18 protein-coding genes are annotated in these 16,769 nt (G+C 69.1%); 7 read left to right on the forward strand and 11 right to left on the reverse strand.

The genetic code is table 11. From position 1 onward, the window contains the following. Positions 1-5 precede the first annotated feature (5 nt). On the forward strand, positions 6-995 hold the full coding sequence (hemB, locus tag OVA13_RS12720; RefSeq protein WP_267790837.1) for a porphobilinogen synthase: 990 nt from the start codon (positions 6-8) through the stop codon (positions 993-995). Positions 996-1,071: 76 nt separating this feature from the next. On the opposite strand, the gene OVA13_RS12725 is transcribed toward hemB, so the two are convergent. Beyond that, positions 1,072-1,773 (reverse strand): putative outer membrane beta-barrel protein, encoded by a 702-nt coding sequence (locus OVA13_RS12725; RefSeq protein ID WP_267790838.1) that lies wholly within the window; start codon positions 1,771-1,773, stop codon positions 1,072-1,074. Between the two features lie 292 nt (positions 1,774-2,065). Continuing rightward, a complete protein-coding gene (locus OVA13_RS12730) occupies positions 2,066-2,965 on the reverse strand; it encodes a TolB family protein (protein WP_267790839.1) in 900 nt (299 codons plus the stop codon). Between the two features lie 41 nt (positions 2,966-3,006). Between OVA13_RS12730 and aroE the strand changes: the two genes are divergently transcribed. Both aroE and OVA13_RS12740 read left to right on the forward strand, forming a co-directional pair. Further along, the gene (gene aroE, locus OVA13_RS12735) at positions 3,007-3,855 is read left to right on the forward strand and encodes a shikimate dehydrogenase (RefSeq protein WP_267790840.1); all 849 of its coding nucleotides are present in this window, start codon (positions 3,007-3,009) and stop codon (positions 3,853-3,855) included. 168 nt (positions 3,856-4,023) lie between these two features. After that, positions 4,024-4,374, forward strand: a complete 351-nt coding sequence (locus OVA13_RS12740; protein WP_267790841.1) for a hypothetical protein — start codon at positions 4,024-4,026, stop codon at positions 4,372-4,374. Between the two features lie 65 nt (positions 4,375-4,439). Here OVA13_RS12740 and OVA13_RS12745 read toward each other — a convergent pair whose 3' ends face one another. Genes OVA13_RS12745 through OVA13_RS12775 form a run of 7 tightly spaced genes read right to left on the reverse strand, consistent with a single transcriptional unit; the run spans position 4,440 to position 11,344 of the window. Further along, complete coding sequence (locus OVA13_RS12745) at positions 4,440-5,738, reverse strand: DUF58 domain-containing protein (protein ID WP_267790842.1); 1,299 nt, start codon at positions 5,736-5,738, stop codon at positions 4,440-4,442. Continuing rightward, positions 5,735-6,733: an AAA family ATPase gene (locus OVA13_RS12750; protein WP_267790843.1), complete on the reverse strand. Its 999-nt coding sequence runs from the start codon at positions 6,731-6,733 to the stop codon at positions 5,735-5,737. Before OVA13_RS12750 ends, OVA13_RS12745 begins: the two co-directional genes overlap by 4 nt. After that, the gene (locus OVA13_RS12755) at positions 6,730-7,926 is read right to left on the reverse strand and encodes a DUF4350 domain-containing protein (protein WP_267790844.1); all 1,197 of its coding nucleotides are present in this window, start codon (positions 7,924-7,926) and stop codon (positions 6,730-6,732) included. The genes OVA13_RS12750 and OVA13_RS12755 overlap by 4 nt, the downstream gene beginning before the upstream one ends. Beyond that, positions 7,923-9,497 carry a DUF4129 domain-containing protein gene (locus OVA13_RS12760; RefSeq protein WP_267790845.1) on the reverse strand — a complete coding sequence of 525 codons (1,575 nt, stop codon included), beginning with the start codon at positions 9,495-9,497 and terminating at the stop codon, positions 7,923-7,925. Before OVA13_RS12760 ends, OVA13_RS12755 begins: the two co-directional genes overlap by 4 nt. Next, positions 9,487-10,485 carry a stage II sporulation protein M gene (locus tag OVA13_RS12765; protein ID WP_267790846.1) on the reverse strand — a complete coding sequence of 333 codons (999 nt, stop codon included), beginning with the start codon at positions 10,483-10,485 and terminating at the stop codon, positions 9,487-9,489. Before OVA13_RS12765 ends, OVA13_RS12760 begins: the two co-directional genes overlap by 11 nt. Next, positions 10,482-11,162 carry an RDD family protein gene (locus OVA13_RS12770; RefSeq protein ID WP_267790847.1) on the reverse strand — a complete coding sequence of 227 codons (681 nt, stop codon included), beginning with the start codon at positions 11,160-11,162 and terminating at the stop codon, positions 10,482-10,484. The genes OVA13_RS12765 and OVA13_RS12770 overlap by 4 nt, the downstream gene beginning before the upstream one ends. Beyond that, positions 11,162-11,344, reverse strand: coding sequence for a hypothetical protein (locus OVA13_RS12775; RefSeq protein ID WP_267790848.1), 183 nt, complete (start codon positions 11,342-11,344; stop codon positions 11,162-11,164). Before OVA13_RS12775 ends, OVA13_RS12770 begins: the two co-directional genes overlap by 1 nt. 74 nt (positions 11,345-11,418) lie before the next feature. Here OVA13_RS12775 and OVA13_RS12780 point away from each other — a divergent pair, with 74 nt between their 5' ends. Next, on the forward strand, positions 11,419-11,685 hold the full coding sequence (locus OVA13_RS12780) for a YkgJ family cysteine cluster protein (RefSeq protein ID WP_267790849.1): 267 nt from the start codon (positions 11,419-11,421) through the stop codon (positions 11,683-11,685). A 73-nt stretch (positions 11,686-11,758) separates the two neighbouring features. Here the strand turns inward: OVA13_RS12780 and OVA13_RS12785 are convergent, their stop codons facing one another. Next, positions 11,759-12,301 (reverse strand): gamma carbonic anhydrase family protein, encoded by a 543-nt coding sequence (locus tag OVA13_RS12785; RefSeq protein ID WP_267790850.1) that lies wholly within the window; start codon positions 12,299-12,301, stop codon positions 11,759-11,761. 56 nt (positions 12,302-12,357) lie between these two features. On the opposite strand from OVA13_RS12785, the gene OVA13_RS12790 reads away from it, so the two are divergent. From OVA13_RS12790 to xth, 3 genes are all read left to right on the forward strand, one after another. Beyond that, positions 12,358-13,752 carry a coniferyl aldehyde dehydrogenase gene (locus OVA13_RS12790; protein WP_267790851.1) on the forward strand — a complete coding sequence of 465 codons (1,395 nt, stop codon included), beginning with the start codon at positions 12,358-12,360 and terminating at the stop codon, positions 13,750-13,752. 105 nt (positions 13,753-13,857) lie between these two features. Beyond that, complete coding sequence (locus OVA13_RS12795) at positions 13,858-15,417, forward strand: MFS transporter (RefSeq protein ID WP_267790852.1); 1,560 nt, start codon at positions 13,858-13,860, stop codon at positions 15,415-15,417. 71 nt (positions 15,418-15,488) lie between these two features. Beyond that, positions 15,489-16,259, forward strand: coding sequence for an exodeoxyribonuclease III (xth, locus tag OVA13_RS12800; RefSeq protein ID WP_267790853.1), 771 nt, complete (start codon positions 15,489-15,491; stop codon positions 16,257-16,259). A 73-nt stretch (positions 16,260-16,332) separates the two neighbouring features. Here the strand turns inward: xth and OVA13_RS12805 are convergent, their stop codons facing one another. Beyond that, complete coding sequence (locus OVA13_RS12805; RefSeq protein WP_267793531.1) at positions 16,333-16,590, reverse strand: GlsB/YeaQ/YmgE family stress response membrane protein; 258 nt, start codon at positions 16,588-16,590, stop codon at positions 16,333-16,335. Between the last annotated feature and the right edge of the window lie 179 nt (positions 16,591-16,769).

Consider the following 16,769-nt stretch of genomic DNA (forward strand, 5'->3'; position numbering starts at 1 on the left):
CCCTGATGGCCTACCCGTATTCCCGTCCGCGCCGCATGCGTCGCGACGATTTCTCCCGCCGGCTGATGCGCGAGCATGTGCTGACGGCGAACGACCTGATCTATCCGGTGTTCGTGCACGAACTGGCGGGCCGCGAAGCGGTGCCCTCGATGCCGGGCATCGAACGCCTTTCGATCGATGAACTGCTGAAGGTGGCCGAACAGGCGGTCGAGCTGCGCGTACCGGCATTGGCATTGTTCCCGGTGACCGCACCCGAAGCCAAGTCACTGGATGCCGAGGCGGCATGGGACGACGACGGCCTGGCCCAGCGCGCCGTGCGCGCGCTGAAGCAGCGCTTCCCCGACCTGGGCGTGATCACCGACGTGGCGCTGGATCCGTTCACCACGCATGGCCAGGACGGCATCATCGACGACAGCGGCTACGTGATGAACGACATCACCGTCGCGGCGCTGGTGAAGCAGGCGCTGTCGCACGCGCGTGCCGGCGCCGACGTGGTGGCCCCCAGCGACATGATGGACGGCCGCATCGGCGCCATCCGCGAAGCGCTGGAAGCCGAAGGCTTCGTGCACACCCGCATCATGGCCTACTCGGCCAAGTACGCGTCGGCGTTCTACGGCCCGTTCCGCGATGCGGTCGGCAGCGCCGGCAACCTGGGCAAGGGCAACAAGTACAACTACCAGATGGACCCGGCCAACACGAACGAGGCGCTGCACGAAGTCGCGCTGGACATCGACGAAGGCGCGGACATGGTGATGGTCAAGCCCGGCATGCCCTACCTGGACGTGGTGCGGCGGGTGAAGGACGATTTCGGCGTGCCGACCTTCGCCTACCAGGTCAGCGGCGAGTACGCGATGCTGAAGGCCGCGTATGCAAACGGCTGGCTGGATGAGAAGGCGTGCACGCTGGAAGCGCTGACGGCGTTCAAGCGCGCCGGTGCAGACGGCGTGCTGACCTATTTCGCACTGGATGCGGCGCGCTGGCTGCGCGGCGACTGAGCACCGCAAGGGCGGCCATGCCCGGATCGTGCACGAATGAAACGGGAGCCTCGCGGCTCCCGTTTCCGTTGCAGGCTCAGAAGCGGCCTTCGATACCCAGCATCACCGTGTCGGCGCGGTTGAACTCGCAGTCGCCGTAGTCATCGCAGTCGTCGTAGTAGTAATCGTCGGCGTAGACGAATGCGGTGTAGCCCAGGCTGACATTGAAGTGACGGTTGATGTCCACGCCGATGGCCACGCCGGCATAGCCGCCATCGGTGGAGAAGTCGCCGCCATCGGGATAGTCCTGGTCGGCGCTGAAGTAACCGCCGCGTGCGACGACGAACCACGGGCTGTCGCCGAAGTTCATCCGCGCGTTGGCGCCGATCGCACCGTAGCTGGCTTTGGGGATCAGGTAGCCGTCTTCGCGGGTGCTGTCGAGGCGGCCGCCGGAAATTTCAAAGCCCACCTGCGCCCACGGGCCAGCCTGCCAGCGGTAGCCACCATTCACGGCGACGGCGTCCTGCTCGATGTCGTCGTAGATCCAGCCACGCCCGCCCTGCACGCCGATGAAAAAGCCGGGCTGTTCGCGCTCAGACGAGCGTGATGCCGCCGGTGCGGCGTAGGGCTGGGCCGGTGCCGGGGCGGCGACGGGCGTCTGCGCCTGCGTGGCCGGCTGGCCCTGCACGGGGGCCTCCTTCTTGCGGTATTCGTCCCAGGTGGGCGAGACCGACTGGGCGTTCGCGTGCAGGGCAACGGCTGCCAGCACGAGCGGCAGGCAACGGATGGGGTACTTCATGGGTGGATCCTCTCCTTGGCAATATGGAATGTTTCCCAGGTCCATGCGCGATCGAACGTCACGCCGGGCATTGCCGGCATGTCCGAGCTGGAATGTGCACACGCCCGCCGTGCCCGCCCATGAAGGAAGGCATGTTCGGCGGAATCGAGACGGCAGGCCGGAACACCGACCTGCCAGTGTCATGCGTTGTTACGCCCACTCCCCGGGCGGCGGAACATTGGCGTGGCGCATGCACCCTGTCAAGTCGGATACACCCTGACAGCAGCCCCCCGCGGGCTGTGGGCGAACGTGCTCAGCGACAGCCGGGCTTGCCCTTCAAGGTGGGTGTCACGGTGCGATAGAGATCGCCCTTGCCCGCCTTCGGCGCGCGCGCCGAGCCGGTCACCACGATCTCCGTCGGCCTGGAAGCATCCACTACCGGCGCGCGGGTGACGCCCTCGCCGGTGTTGAACGACAGCGTCCACGGTCGTGCATCGGCATACGCCTGGCCGTTGCACGCGGCAAGGTACAGGCGCGTGGCTTCGCCGCCCGCCTGCGACGAACGCGAGAACAGCAACACGCGCCCGTCGTCCAGCCAGGTGCTGTCGATCTCGTCCGCCTCGGTATTCACGCCCGGCACCGGCCGCGGATCGATGAAGGCCTTGCCGTCCCATCGGGCGACGAACAGGTCGTAGCCGCCCGCGCCCTTGCGGCTGTCGCTGGAAAACAGCAACCACTGACCATCGGCGCTGATCGTCGGCGAACGCTCATGGCCGCGGCCGTTGACTGCCGCACCCAGGTTCACCGCTGCGCCCGTCGCGCCATCGGCCAGTACCGGTGCGCGGTACAGGTCATGACCGCCGCTGCCGCCCTTGCGTGCGGACGCGAAGTACAGCCATCGGCCATCCGCGCTGAACATGGGTTCGGCATCATCGGCCGGCGAGTTCAGCGGCAATGGCGCCGGCGCGCTCCAGCGCTTGTCTTGCAGGCGCGCCTGCCACAGGTCGCCGCCGCCTGCCCCGCCTGGCCGGTCCGCGCTGCCCCAGACGATCCGTTGACCCCCGGGCGACACGGTGCCGCGCATTTCGGCATCGCGGGTGGAGACCATCCAGAGGCCTTCGATGCCGTATTCGGACAGCTGCGCCAGCGCCGTGGCTGAGAGTAGACTGCCGACGAAGGCGGTGGCGGCCAGTCGGCGCTTCAGGGTGGTCATCGCGTATCCCTTTCCTTTTCCAGCGGGATTGATACCACGCCATGTCCACGCCTCGATACGCTGTTTTCGGTCATCCGGTCGCACATTCGCTGTCGCCCCGCATCCATGCCGCCTTCGCGCGGCAGACGGGCATCGCGCTGGAATACACCGCCATCGACACCGCGCCGCACGATTTCGTGGCGGCGCTCGACCGCTTCGCAGGGGAAGGCGGCAAGGGCGCCAACGTCACCCTGCCACTCAAGGAAGCGGCCTTCGCCATCTCGGCCACCGTCACCGATCGCGCACGACGCGCAGGGGCGGTCAACACGCTGTCGCGCAACGATGGCCGCTGGCAGGGCGACAACACCGACGGCGCAGGCCTGGTGCGCGACCTGACCGGCAGGCAGGGCCTGGACCTGCGCGCCCGCAAGGCACTGCTGCTGGGTGCCGGCGGCGCGGCGCGCGGCGTGGCACCGGCGTTGCTGGATGCGGGCATCAGTGAACTCGTCATCGTCAACCGCAGCCCGGAACGCGCCGATGCGCTGGCCGATGCGCTGGGCGAACCGGACCGCGCGCATTCGCGCTACTGGGCCGACCTGGGCGATCTCGGCGACTTCACCCTGATCGTCAACGCCACGTCGGCCTCGCGCGACGGCAAGGGCGAGTTCTCGCTGCCGTTCGGCCTGGCAACGCCGCGCACGCTGGCGGTCGACCTGAACTACGGCGAGGCGGCGATTCCGTTCCTCGCGTGGGCGCGCGCCGCCCACTGCCATGATGCGGTCGATGGCCTGGGCATGCTGGTGGAACAGGCCGCCGAAGCCTTCGAGGCATGGCATGGCGTACGCCCGGATACCGACGCGGTGTATGCGGAACTGCGCGATCGGGACAAGGTGCTGGTCACGGCGGATTGAGTGACTTCGCACGGGCCCTGCAGGGTACGACGGCCGGCGAGCCCGCTGCGATGTCATTCTGGTGATCCGACCCGCACGATGGACGGGGGAATCACGCCCCACCACCCGCGTGGTTTGCAGCATCGCGCAAGCCCTGCACACTGCCCGCTTTCCTGACGGAGTTTCCACATGGATGGTTTTCTCACCCAGTTGCTGACCATGCTGGGTTACCAGTTGCCCGAACTGCTGGCCTGCGTGGCGGGCCTGACGATGTTGTGGATGTGGGCACCTGCGGTACCGGGGCGCGCGTTGGCGCTCGCGGGCACGGGCATGATCCTGGGTGCTGCGCTGCTGCGCCTGGCGATGAGCGTCGGCCAGGCCTGGATGATCCATACCGCGGAAGGCGGCTACAGCGGCATGACCGGAACGTTCGCGCTGTTCAGTGCCGGTGGCATGCTGCTGGGCGTGCTGTCGTCGGCCGGGCTGGTCATGCTGGTGTGGGGTGCGTGCAAGGCGATGCAGGCAACTGCGCGGGGCTGAAGCCGGCCTCCTGCAGGAATGCCCTGGCCGCCCAGGAAAACGGCACGCACGGTTGCCGCCTTGCCCTACAGCAATCCGTCGCGCTTCACGGCCAGGTAGCGTTCCACCAGCGCGGCGGGAAGTTCGTCGCTGGTCACGTCCAGAACCATCACGCGGTGGCTGCGCAGGGCTTCGTGCGCCGCGGTGCGTTGCTCCAGGTAGCGCGCGACCGCGCCGGCATGGATCGCGCCGGTGAGGTCGTTGACGTCCCGGTCCAGCGCTGCGTCCAGCGAGGTTTCGCGCAGGCTGGCCACGCAGACCAGATGCCGGCGCTGCAGCAGGCGGACGGCCGCCAGCAGGTCCTCGATGTCCTCGTCGCGCACGTTGGTGACCAGCATCACCAGCGAACGACGGCGCTGGCGCAGCGTCAGTTCGGTAGCCGCCGCCAGGTAATCCGTGGCCACCGGTTTTGGTTGCAGGTCGTAGCTGGCGCGCAGCAGCGTGTCGATGGCGGCCATGCCGCGCTGCGGCGCGACCCACCGGCTGTCGCCACCCGAGGCCAGCAGGCCGACCGCATCGCCCTGTCGCAGGGCCAGGTACGAAACCACCAGGGAGGCATTCAACACGTGGTCGAAGTGGCCCAGTTCGTCTTCCCGCGCCAGCATGCGCCGGCCGGTGTCGATCAGCATGACGAGCTGCTGGTTCTTCTCGTCCTGGTACTCGCGCGACACCAGCTTGCGCGAGCGCGCGGTCGCCTTCCAGTCGATCTGGCGCAGGCTGTCGCCGACGCGGTACTCGCGCATCTGGTGGAAATCGGTGCCTTCGCCGCGACGGCGCTTGAGGTGCGCGCCGACCAGGCGCGACGCCTGTTCGGCACTGAACAGCGCGAAGCGCGTCAGCGGCGCGAAGTTCGGATACACCCGCACGCGCTGCGGCGCCCCCGCCACGCGCGACTGGCGCCACAGGCGCAGCATCGAATGCAGGCGCAGCTGCACGCCGTCGAAGGCGGCATCGCCGCGCGCCGTCGGCCGCAGCCGGTAGCTGAAGCTCGACGCCGTCACCGGGGCCAGCGTGAGCCTGCGCGGCAGGCCGCTGGACGACCAGCCGCCGGGATGCAGGTCAAACACATCAACGCGCTGGCGCCGATGGGATTCCAGGCGAAGGCCGATGTCGCGCTCGATGCCCAGTGGCAGTGCATCGGGCACTTCCCGCATGACCTCCGGGGTGGGCCGGCCACGCAGCCACAGCGCGTCCAGCGCCGCCAGCAACGCCAGCAGCGCGCCGCCCAGCTGCCACTGCCACAGCGGCAACGCCAGGAACGGCACGGCCAGGCCGCACAATCCCCAGATGGCCAGCAGGGCGATCAGCAGCGGGGCCGGCCTCATTTCCGCGGCGCTTCCACCTTGGCCAGCAGCGCACGCAGCGCGTCATCGGGCGACTGCCCCTCGATCTGAAGTTCCGGCGCCAGGGTGATGCGATGGCGCAGCGCGGGGCGGGCGATGTCGCGCACGTCATCCGGCGTGACGAAGTCACGGCCCTGCAGCACGGCCTGCGCACGCGCCGCACGGATCAGCGCGATGCTGCCCCGCGGACCCGCGCCCAGCGCGATGCCCGGCCACTTGCGGGTGGCGGCGACGATGCGCACGGCGTAGTCGATGACCTGTTCGTCCACCTGCACGGTGGCGGTTTCGCGCTGCATGGCGATGATGTCGTCGGCACCCAGCACGCGCTTCACCTGCGACAGGTCGAAGTCGGCGGCGGTACGGCCGGTGGTGATGGCATCCACCATGCGCTTTTCGTCGTCCAGCGCGGGATAGTCGATCAGCACCTTCAGCAGGAAGCGGTCCAGCTGCGCTTCCGGCAGCGGGTAGGTGCCTTCCTGCTCCACCGGGTTCTGCGTGGCCAGGGTGATGAAGGGGGGCGACAGCTCGAAGGACTTGCCTTCGATGGTCACCTGCCCTTCCTGCATGACCTCCAGCAGCGCCGACTGGGTCTTGGCCGGCGCGCGGTTGATCTCGTCGGCCAGCAGGATGTTGGTGAACACGGGACCGCGGCGGATCTTGAAGCTCTCGGTCTTCGGGTCGTACACCGCGTGGCCACTGACGTCGCTGGGCATCAGGTCGGGCGTGAACTGCACGCGTGCATAGGTCAGCTCCAAGGCCTGCGACAGTGCGCGCACCAGCAGCGTCTTGCCTAGGCCCGGCACGCCCTCGATCAGCACATGGCCACCCGCGAGCAGGGCGATCAGGATCTGGTCCAGCACATCGGGCTGGCCGATGAAGGCCTTGGACACCTCCTCGCGCACGGCGGCGGCGCGGTCGCCCAGCGTCGAGCCGGACGGCGCGGGAACCGCGGGAGGCAGGGCGGTCGTATCGTTCATAGTTGGTTTCTCAGCTGGATCAACGTGGAAATGCGGTCGCGGAAGCCCTGGCGGTCGTGCGAGCCCGGCGTCTGCAGGGCGGTGCGGACACGGTCGGCAGGCTGGCCGAGGCGCTCGGCGATGGCGGTGACCTGCGGCTCGCCGGTCAGTGCCGCGGCAATCGGATCGCGGCGGCGCAGGCGTGCCAGGAAGGCTTGGCGCACGGCGGTGTAGAGCATCACGCCACGCCCGTAACGGTACAGGTGTTCGCCGCTGGCGCGGACGTGTTCGAGCAGCGAGCGCCGCTCGCCCGGCGGTGAGGGAAAAGCCGGCCCGAAGCGCTGCATGCGCGCCCACAGCCACGCGGCCAGCGCCAGCAGCAGCGGCAGCCACACCATCCAGCCGCGGACCAGCACCGTGCGCCAGAAGGAAGGCATTTCCGCTGCGTACACCAGGTGCTGGGTGCCCTGCCCGTAGTTGGGCGCGAGCACCTGCCGCGCGAGGGCGCGGTGGGGGCCATCGCGCAGTCCGCCCTCCGGCTTGTCGGTCAACGCGTTGTCCAGCGCGCCGCGCGAGCCGGTGTTCACCAGGAAATCGAAATCGGCCAGCACGTCCACATGCCCTTCGCCGATGGCCAGGCGCGCATAGACGTAGCCGGCCTGCAGGTCGCCCCACGACAGTTCCGGCTCGACGCTGTCGAAGGCGAAGCGACGGCCGCGACAGAACTCCACGTGGTGGCCTTCGCCCTCGACCTGCAGGCCCTCGCAGTCGGGCGGTTCGCCGACCAGCCACAGCGACAGCTGCTCCATCAGTGCCGATGCCGGCGCATCCTCGCCCAGGCTGTCCTCGCCGGGTGAATAGAGCGGCGTGCGCACGACCAGGTGGCCGCCTGCGTCCACCCAGTCCAGCAGGCGTTCCACCTCGGTGGGCGACAACGCACGCGGGTCGTTGAACAGCAGCAGCGTGTCCCGCTTGCCCAGCGGATGGTCGTCCAGCTGCAGGCGCTGGCGCGCGTTGATCTTCAGCCCGTCGGCCTGCAGTGTCTTGCCGAGCGCGTACAGCGGGTTGTACGCCGCTTCGCCGTCGGGCGGCAGGTACAGCGTCTTTTCGACGCGCTTGAATTCGCGCTGGAACCACCACGCACCCGCGGCACCCAGCGCCAGCACCACTGCCACCACCACGACGATCCAGGCGATCCGCGTGCGCGCCGTCATGCCGTCCACCCGTAGCGGTGCTGCAGGTCGCCGACCAGCGCTTCGAACGCCTGTGCCTCCGGCAGTCGTTGCGCGTAGGCGGCGTACTGCCACATGCGCACGATGCGGGCGAACACGCTGCGGTCCTGCTCGTCAGGTTGGCGACGCGATGCGCGCAGGCATTCGGCCTCGGTGGCGCCCGGCACCAGCGCGATGCCGGCGCGCGCACTCATGCTCTCCACGCTGGCGCGGTACAGCAGCGCCAGCGCATGGCGCGGCTTGCCCTCCGCCCACAGGCGGCGTGCCACCGTGGCGACGTCATCCGGCAGCACGTCCGGCAGCACCAGGGCCTCGGTTTCCACGGCGTCGGAGCTGGCCTTGCGATCGCTACGACGGCCGCGCATCCAGGGCAGCCAGTACGGCGTGGTGACCAGCAGGACCAGCACGAGGGCGCCGACGATCAGCCACAACCCCCATTCGCCCAGGAAGGCGAAGACGTTGCCGAAGGACCTGAGCCAGGGCGGCAGGTCGCGGGCTTCGTCTTCTTCTTTTTCTTCCGGATGCCGCCGCTCCCACGTCGACTGCGTGCGGGTGCGGTCGAGCAGCGGATCCTGGTAGGCCTTGTCGGCGGCGCGGCGGAATGCCGCCTCGTCCACGCGCTGCTCGCCGAACACGCGTGGCAGCGTGGGGGGCGCGGTGGTCTTCTGCGCCGAGCGCACGGCGTGCGCGGATTTCGCCGGCACGTCGTCCCGTTCCTGTGCACGCACCGGTGCCGATGCGCCCGCCAGCAGGCTTGCCCCCAGCAGCATGACCGCCAGCAACAGCGGCGTGGCGGCTGCCAGGCGGGTACGCAGTTTGCGGAAAACGATCTCCACGTCCCACGCTTCGATCTGCGTGCGCCGGTTGAGGTACAGGCCAAAACCCGCGCCCACGAAGAACGGCTCCACCACGCTGGTGGCCATCCAGAGCAACGCATTCCACGCCAGCTTCATCCACGCGGGCGGGGCTTCGGACAGCAGCTGGAACGCCGCCTGCACGTTGTCAGGCAACAGGCTGGTGGGCAGGTAGACCAGCACGGCGGTCAACCCGCCGACCACCAGGGCCGCTTCGAAGTGCAGGCAGATCAGCGTCAGCAGGACGGCGGTGCCGTAGGCCTGCCCCCCCAGCACGCTGCGTCGCTGGCGCAGCCGGTCGCCCTGCACGCCTTCCAGCAGATCGATGGGCATGTACAGCGAGCGCACGGGGCTGAAGCGGCGCCAGGTCAGCAACTGGCGCACGCTCTTCCAGCCCCAGGTCTTCTGCGCGCGCAGGGTCTCGGCCGTGGTCGGCACGCTGCCGAAGACGGCACGCGACAGCACGTACAGCGGCACGCGGTCGAACAGCGGCTTCAGCCACCACATCAGCAGCGCCGCCAGCCAGAATTGGTCGGTCAGCCATGCGCCGGCATTGAGCACCACGAACAGCGGCAGCGTCAGCCACAGCCACGGCTTCCACACGGCACCCGCGTGCCGGCGCACCAGCGCCATGCCCAGCTCCACCGCCTCCCATGCGGTGCGCACGCGCAGGCGGACCGTCAGCTGCTCAATCCGCATCCGGCACCCCGCGTCCGCCCAGCAGCAGCCACGCCAGCACCACGGTCCAGAGCACGCCGGACACACCGTACTTGACCCCGGCCGGGATCGACTGGGTCGAGGACCAGAAGGCCTCGATGAAGGCAGCGACCAGCAGCATCACCGCCACGCCCAGGCACAGCTTCGCGCCCTTGGTTCCCGCCCGTACCAGGGCATCGATGCGGCGATGCCGCCCCGGCGCGATCAGGCCCAGTCCCAGCTGCAGGCCGGCACCCCCCGCCAGCACGATGGCGGTCAGTTCGAACGGCGCATGGCCGGCGACGAAACGCCACAGCGGATCGCCGTAGCCGATCTGCTGCAGGTGGCCGAACACCGCGCCGATGCCGATGCCGTTGGCGATCAGCACCAGCAACGAGCCCACGCCGGCCAGCAGCCCGCCGGCGAAGGTGCGCAGGCCGATGCTGATGTTGTTCCAGATGTAGACGCCGAACATCTGCCAGTCGCTGCCGCTTTCGCGGCCCAGCGAATGTCGCGGGTCGGAGGGGTCGTACATGCGCTCCCAGCCGGCGACCGTTTCCGGAGACGCAATGCTGTAGACCAGTTCCGGCCGCTGCTGGATCAACAGGAACATCACCACCAGGGGAATGACGAACACCAGCGTCGCCGCCCACATGCAACCGGCCTCGCTGCGGACCAGCCGCGGGAACTCGGCCAGCAGGAAGCGCGCCGCGCGGCGCCAGCGCGGTGGCGGCGTGCGGTACAGCAAGCCATGGCCCTGCTGCATCAGCTGCTGCAGGCGGTCCACCACCACCGGGCTGTAGCCCCGCTTGCGCGCCAGCGCCAGCTGTTGGCAGATGCGTCGGTAACGCGACGGGATTTCCTCATCGTTGAACACGCCGTGGTTGCGCTCGGTGCGCGCGCGGCGCGCACTGCCGCCGCGCGCCTGCAGCCACGACTCGAAGGCCAGCCATTCCGCCTGATGGCGAGCGACGAACTGTTCCTGTCTCATCGCCGCCCCAGCAGCCAGTTGGCCATGCCGTACAGGCGCAGGACGCCGGGCTGGCCTCTCGCCTCGGTGAGCGAGGCCGCGATGTCGGCCAGCTCTTCCTGCCGTGAAGGCGTGAGCTGCTGCGCGCGTTCGCCGAACGCGACGATGGCGGCCTGCTCTTCCGGCTGCAGGCCGACCGGCGGCGCGTAGACCGCGTTGATGGGTGCGTGCGCGTGCTCGCGTTCGGGGTTGACGTGCACCACCAGCGTGCCGGCCACCATGTCGCCCAGGCGCCGCCCATGCGGGTCGGCCAGGCAGGCCACCAGCCCGACGGCGTAACCGAACGGCAGCATGTCCACCGTGCGCAGCAGGTTGCGGGTGATGGCCGCCAGCCAGCCCAGCGGCGCGCCATCGGCCGACACCACGCGCAGGCCCATCGCCTTCTTGCCGGGCGTCTGCCCGTGCCAGACCGCCTCCAGCACGATGGGATAGGCCCAGAACAACAGGAACACCGCGATCAGGTAGAGCCCTTCGCCCACCTTGCCCAGCATCGCCAGGATCGACGCCATCACCGTCACGATGCCCAGCCGGATGGCCAGGTCGATGCCCCACGCCAGTGCCCGCGGCACCGGCCCGGCGGCCGGCAGGTGCAGGGCGACGCCTTCGGGCGTGACGACTTCGCGGTAGGTGTCCAGCATCAGGTCATCACCACGATGGTGTCGGCCATGTCGTCGTGGATGCCGCGGCGCTCGTCGCGGAAGACCGTCGCGGCCAGGCGCAGGCCACGGCTGGCCCGCACCTGCGGCATGGCCTCCCCGGGCACTGCCACGGTAGCCACCGGCGCTGCATATGGATTGACGTGCTGGTCCGCGCTTTCCATGCGTAATCCCCTGTACACGCCGACTTTAGCGGGCCGCGCCGTGCTTGCCCAGCCGGACTACACTGCGCGCCATCGTGGATACGTCTTTCCCCTGCCGCAGCGGTTGCGGCGCCTGCTGCACCGCGCCGTCGATCACCTCGCCCATTCCCGGGATGCCGCACGGCAAGCCGGCGGGCGTGCCGTGCGTGCAGCTGGACGACGCGCTGCGCTGCCGGCTGTTCGGCAAGCCGGAGCGGCCGGCATTCTGCGGCTCGCTGAAACCCGGGCCGGAGATGTGCGGGCGGAGCCGCGCCGAGGCGATGGCGTGGCTGGCGGAGCTGGAAGCCCTGACGCACCCATGACCGGGCGATGGGATGCGCACGCCCGTCACCCTTCCCACGAGGCACCCTGCCCGACCCGGAGAATCGCGGACGGCTACGCCTGCGTGGCGCCGAGGTAGCGGTCCTTCAGCCGCACGTAGTGCTCCGCCGAGTACTGCAGGCTCTCGATTTCCCTGTCGGTCAGCACGCGGGCGAAGCGGGCGGGGTTGCCCAGCCACAGCTCGCCTTCACCGACCACCTTGCCCGGTCCGACCACCGCGCCGGCCCCGACGAAGCCGTGCCGCTTGATCACCGCGCCGTCCAGGATGCACGCGCCCATGCCGATCAGGCACAGGTCCTCGATGGTGCAGGCATGGATGATGGTGCCGTGGCCGATGGTGACGTCGGCGCCGATCAGCGTGGGATGGCCGGCCTTGTTGTATGGGCTGTGGTGGCTGACATGGATGATGGTGCCGTCCTGAACGTTGGTGCGCGCACCGATGCGGATGAAGTTCACGTCGCCGCGGATGATGGTGCCGGGCCAGACGGATACGTCCTCCGCCAGTTCCACGTCACCGATGACGGTAGCGGCCGGGTCAACGTAGACGCGCGGGCCCAGGGCGGGAAAACGGTCAAGATAGGGGCGGATGGCGGTCATTCGGCCATTGTAGCGAGCAGGGCGGATTCGGCCCGACTACACTCTGGCGTATGGACATGACCGCCACGCCCGACCTCACTGCCACCCTGCAACGCCTGCGCGCCGCATGGCAGGCGAACAAGCCCGACCAGGCCCAGCGCCGCGCCGACCTGCTGCGCCTGCGCGAAGCATTGAAGCGGCGGCTGCCGGAAATGGCGGACACCATCGCCGCCGATTTCGGCCACCGCTCGCGCCACGAGTCGCTGATCGCCGACGGCATGACGGTGCTCAACGAGATCGACCACCTTGCCTCGCACCTGCGCAGGTGGATGAAGCCGCGCCGCGTCGGCGTGGGCTGGCGGTTCTGGCCGGCACGCGCGGAGATCCGCAGCGAGCCGGTCGGCGTGGTCGGCGTCATCTCGCCGTGGAACTACCCGGTGAACCTGGCGCTGATCCCGCTGGCGACCGCCATCGCCGCCGGCAACCATGTCTACCTGAAGCCCTCCGAACACACCCCGCGGACCACCGAGTTCCTGCGCTCGCTGCTGGCGGAAGTCTTCCCCGCCGACCGCGTGGCACTGGCGAGCGGCGGCGCCGACGTGGCGGGCGCGTTCGCCGCGCTGCCGTTCGACCACCTGGTCTTCACCGGCTCCACGGCGGTCGGCCGCAAGGTGATGGCGGCGGCGGCGCCCAACCTGACGCCGCTGACGCTGGAACTGGGCGGCAAGTCGCCGGCCATCGTCTGCGACGACTATCCGGTGGAGCAGGCGGCGGCACGGCTGGCGACCGGCAAGTGGTTCAACGGTGGCCAGACCTGCATCGCACCGGACTATGTGCTGATCGGCGAAGGCCGCCGTGATGCACTCGTCCAGGCCCTGCGCGACCAGGTGAAGGCGCGCTACGGCGGCCTGCAGGATGCCGGCGACTACACCCGCATCATCAACGACGGCCAGTTCGCACGGCTGGAAGGCTACCTGCAGGATGCGCGCGCGCGCGGCCTGCAGGTCATCCCGCTGGCCGACACGCACGATGCGGGCCAGCGCCTGTTCGCCCCGACGCTGGTGCTGGAACCCGGCGACGATGCGCAGGTGATGCAGGACGAGATCTTCGGCCCGATCCTGCCGATCCGCACGGTGCCGTCGCTCGACGCGGCCATCGCCTACGTCAACGCACACGACCGTCCGCTGGCGCTCTACCCCTTCAGCCATGATCACGGCCGGGTGGAGAAGATCCTGCGTACCACGCTGGCCGGCGGCATCACGGTCAACGACACCGTGCTGCATTTCGGCATCAACAACCTGCCGTTCGGCGGCGTCGGCCCCAGCGGCATGGGCGCGTACCACGGCCGTGCCGGGTTCGACGCCTTCAGCAAGGCGCTGCCCATCCTCTGGCAGGCGCGACGCGCGGGCAGCGACCTGCTGAAGCCGCCCTACAGCAAGGTGGCCAGGTTCATCGACTTCATCATCCGCTGAACCCATCGCGCGGATTGCATGCTTCGGACTAACGCTGCACCCGCGGCAGCGTCGAGAATCGTGTTTCCCGTTCGTCTACGGGAGACACCCTGCTGATGGAACGCCATGTCGACGACTCCCGTACCCGCCAAAGCCACCCGCCGCGAATGGATCGGGCTGGCCATCATCGCCCTGCCCTGCCTGGTCTACGCGATGGACCTGACCGTGCTGAACATGGCGATGCCCGCCATCAGTGCGGAGCTGGACCCCACCGCCAGCCAGATGTTGTGGATCGTGGACGTGTACGGGTTCCTGGTGGCCGGCTTCCTGATGACGATGGGCACGCTGGGCGACCGCATGGGCCGCCGGCGCCTGCTGCTGATCGGCGCGGCGGCGTTCGCCGCGGCATCGGTGGTCGCGGCGTTCTCCAACAGTGCGGAGATGCTCATCGCGATGCGCGCGCTGCTGGGCGTGGCCGGCGCCACGCTGGCGCCCTCGACGATGTCGCTGATCCGCAACATGTTCCATGACGAGCACGAGCGGCAGTTCGCCATCGGCGTATGGATCGCCGCGTTCTCGGTGGGCGGGGCCATCGGCCCGCTGGTGGGCGGCGTGCTGCTGCAGTGGTTCTGGTGGGGTGCGGCGTTCCTGGCGGCGGTGCCCGTGATGGTGCTGCTGCTGGTGCTGGGACCGAAACTGTTGCCCGAGTACCGCGACCCCGAGGCGGGCCGGCTGGATCCGGCCAGCATGGCGCAGTCCCTGTTCGCGGTACTGGCGGTCGTGTACGGCCTGAAGCGCATCGCCGAATACGGGGCGGATGCGCGTGGCATCGTCGTGTTCGTCGCCGGCGTGTTGCTGGGCGTGATGTTCGTGCGCCGGCAGCGGCACCTGGAGTATCCGTTCCTGGACGTGACGCTGTTCCGCCGCCCGGCCTTCAGCGCGGCGATCGTGGCCTATTCGTTGGCGGGCCTGTCGATGATGGGGGTGTACATCTTCATCACCCAGTACCTGCAGCTGGTGCTGGGCCTGACACCGCTGCAGGCCGGCTTCGCCACGCTGCCGTGGGCGCTCAGCTTCACCGTGGGGTCGTTGCTCGCGCCGCGCTGGGCGCAGCGCTGGGGTGCCCGGCAGGTGATGGTGCGTGGCCTGCTCCTGTCGGCCGCCGGCTTCGGCATCACCGCGCTGGTGGTGCCACCCCATCAGCTCTGGATCATGATCGCCGGCATGCTGGCGATGAGCCTGGGCATGGCGCCCGTATTCACCGTGGGCAACGAGCTGATCATCACCACCGCGCCGCCCGAGCGCGCCGGGGCGGCCTCGGCCCTGTCGGAGACGAGTGCCGAACTCAGCGGCGCGCTGGGCATCGCGGTGCTCGGCAGCGCCGGCATGCTGCTGTTCCGGTTGTGGCTGGCGCCGGCTTTGCCGGCCGGCCTAGAGGCCACCGACAGCACGCGCGCGCTGGCCACGCTGGGCGGTGCGATGTCGGTCGCCGGCGAACTGCCGGGGCAGGCCGGCGCGTTGGTCGCCGACACCGCGCGCACGGCGTTCGCCCATGCGATGCGCGCTGTCGCCGTGTTCGGCTGCGCGATGATGCTGCTCGCCAGCTGGATGGCGGCGCGGCTGATGCGCGATGGCGAGGGCGAAGGCCATGCCGTCGCGATCGCGGATGAAGCATCCGGGGCGTGAATGCCGCGCGCGGGGCTGTTAACGTGTGCGCCGGCCGCGCCGCCGCGTACCCCTGAAGGAATGCCCGTCCGATGAAGATCGCCAGCTGGAACGTCAACTCGCTCAACGTGCGCCTGCCGCACCTGGAGCAATGGCTGGGCGCGTTCGCGCCGGACGTGGTGGGGCTGCAGGAAACCAAGCTGGAGGACCACCGGTTCCCCGACACCGTCCTGGCGGGCCTGGGGTATCGCAGCGTGTTCGCCGGCCAGAAGACCTACAACGGCGTGGCCCTGCTGTCCCGCGAGCCGGCCACCGATGTGCAGGTCGGCATTCCGGGCTTCGAGGACGAACAGAAGCGCGTCATCGCAGCCACCATCGGCGGCGTGCGCATCATCAACCTGTACGTGGTCAACGGACAGGACGTGGGCACGGACAAGTACGCCTACAAGCTGCGCTGGCTGGACGCCGTGCACGCCTGGGTCGCGGCGGAACTGCAGGCGCATCCCCGGCTGGTGGTGATGGGCGACTTCAACATCGCACCGGATGCGCGCGACGTGTTCGACCCGAAGGTGTGGAACGACGACCACATCCTGACATCGACGGCCGAGCGCGATGCCCTGAAGCGCCTGTATGCGCTGGGCCTGCATGATGCGTTCCGCCTGCACAACGACGAGGCCGGCATCTACAGCTGGTGGGACTACCGGATGGGTGGGCTGCGCCGCAACCTGGGCCTGCGCATCGACCTGACCCTGGTGTCCGACGCCCTGCGTGGCGACGCGCACGCCGCCGGCATCGACCGCGAGCCCCGTACCTGGGACCGCCCCAGCGACCATGCACCGGCATGGGTGCAGCTGCAGGGCTGACGCCGACGGCGGTATGCAAGAAAAAAGCCCGGGGAAACCCGGGCTTTTCTTTTCACCGTTGGTACGGGCGCGATCAGCGCGCGTGGCCGCGGGTGAACAGGTTGATCACCAGCAGCAGCAAGACGGCGCCGAGCAGCGCCGAGACGATGCTCAACGGCCAGCCGCTCAGGAAACCCGCGAGGAAGCGCGAGAACAGGAAGCCGCCGATGAACGAGCCCGCGATGCCGACCACGATGTTCAGCAGGATGCCCTGCTGCGCATCGCGACGCATGACGATGCTGGCCAGCCAGCCGATGATGCCGCCGATGACCAACCAGATGATGAGACTCACAAGATCCATGCCGTATCGCTCTCCCGTAGGTGGATGGGTGCCCGAGAAAGTTCGGGTCGCCGCAGTCTTCCACACTCTGTCGGGCGAGAGCGCACGCGTCGCGCTAATGGGAATCTACTCACTTTTGCGCACGCGACGCACCGCGCGTACGGCACGCCGGCTTCTTCCACAAAGACAAA

The sequence above is a fragment of the Pseudoxanthomonas sp. SL93 genome (genome assembly GCF_026625825.1).
GTDB lineage: Bacteria > Pseudomonadota > Gammaproteobacteria > Xanthomonadales > Xanthomonadaceae > Pseudoxanthomonas_A.

Coding starts and splice junctions, on each gene's coding strand:
- hemB (WP_267790837.1), top strand. CDS start 6: ATGGCCTACCCGTATTCCCGTCCGCGCCGCATGCGTCGCGACGATTTC.
- OVA13_RS12765 (WP_267790846.1), bottom strand. CDS start 10,485: ATGAGACAGGAACAGTTCGTCGCTCGCCATCAGGCGGAATGGCTGGCC.
- OVA13_RS12785 (WP_267790850.1), bottom strand. CDS start 12,301: ATGACCGCCATCCGCCCCTATCTTGACCGTTTTCCCGCCCTGGGCCCG.
- OVA13_RS12745 (WP_267790842.1), bottom strand. CDS start 5,738: ATGAGGCCGGCCCCGCTGCTGATCGCCCTGCTGGCCATCTGGGGATTG.
- OVA13_RS12740 (WP_267790841.1), top strand. CDS start 4,024: ATGGATGGTTTTCTCACCCAGTTGCTGACCATGCTGGGTTACCAGTTG.
- OVA13_RS12730 (WP_267790839.1), bottom strand. CDS start 2,965: ATGACCACCCTGAAGCGCCGACTGGCCGCCACCGCCTTCGTCGGCAGT.
- OVA13_RS12790 (WP_267790851.1), top strand. CDS start 12,358: ATGACCGCCACGCCCGACCTCACTGCCACCCTGCAACGCCTGCGCGCC.
- OVA13_RS12760 (WP_267790845.1), bottom strand. CDS start 9,497: ATGCGGATTGAGCAGCTGACGGTCCGCCTGCGCGTGCGCACCGCATGG.
- xth (WP_267790853.1), top strand. CDS start 15,489: ATGAAGATCGCCAGCTGGAACGTCAACTCGCTCAACGTGCGCCTGCCG.
- OVA13_RS12770 (WP_267790847.1), bottom strand. CDS start 11,162: ATGCTGGACACCTACCGCGAAGTCGTCACGCCCGAAGGCGTCGCCCTG.
- OVA13_RS12755 (WP_267790844.1), bottom strand. CDS start 7,926: ATGACGGCGCGCACGCGGATCGCCTGGATCGTCGTGGTGGTGGCAGTG.
- OVA13_RS12775 (WP_267790848.1), bottom strand. CDS start 11,344: ATGGAAAGCGCGGACCAGCACGTCAATCCATATGCAGCGCCGGTGGCT.
- OVA13_RS12750 (WP_267790843.1), bottom strand. CDS start 6,733: ATGAACGATACGACCGCCCTGCCTCCCGCGGTTCCCGCGCCGTCCGGC.
- OVA13_RS12795 (WP_267790852.1), top strand. CDS start 13,858: ATGTCGACGACTCCCGTACCCGCCAAAGCCACCCGCCGCGAATGGATC.
- aroE (WP_267790840.1), top strand. CDS start 3,007: ATGTCCACGCCTCGATACGCTGTTTTCGGTCATCCGGTCGCACATTCG.
- OVA13_RS12725 (WP_267790838.1), bottom strand. CDS start 1,773: ATGAAGTACCCCATCCGTTGCCTGCCGCTCGTGCTGGCAGCCGTTGCC.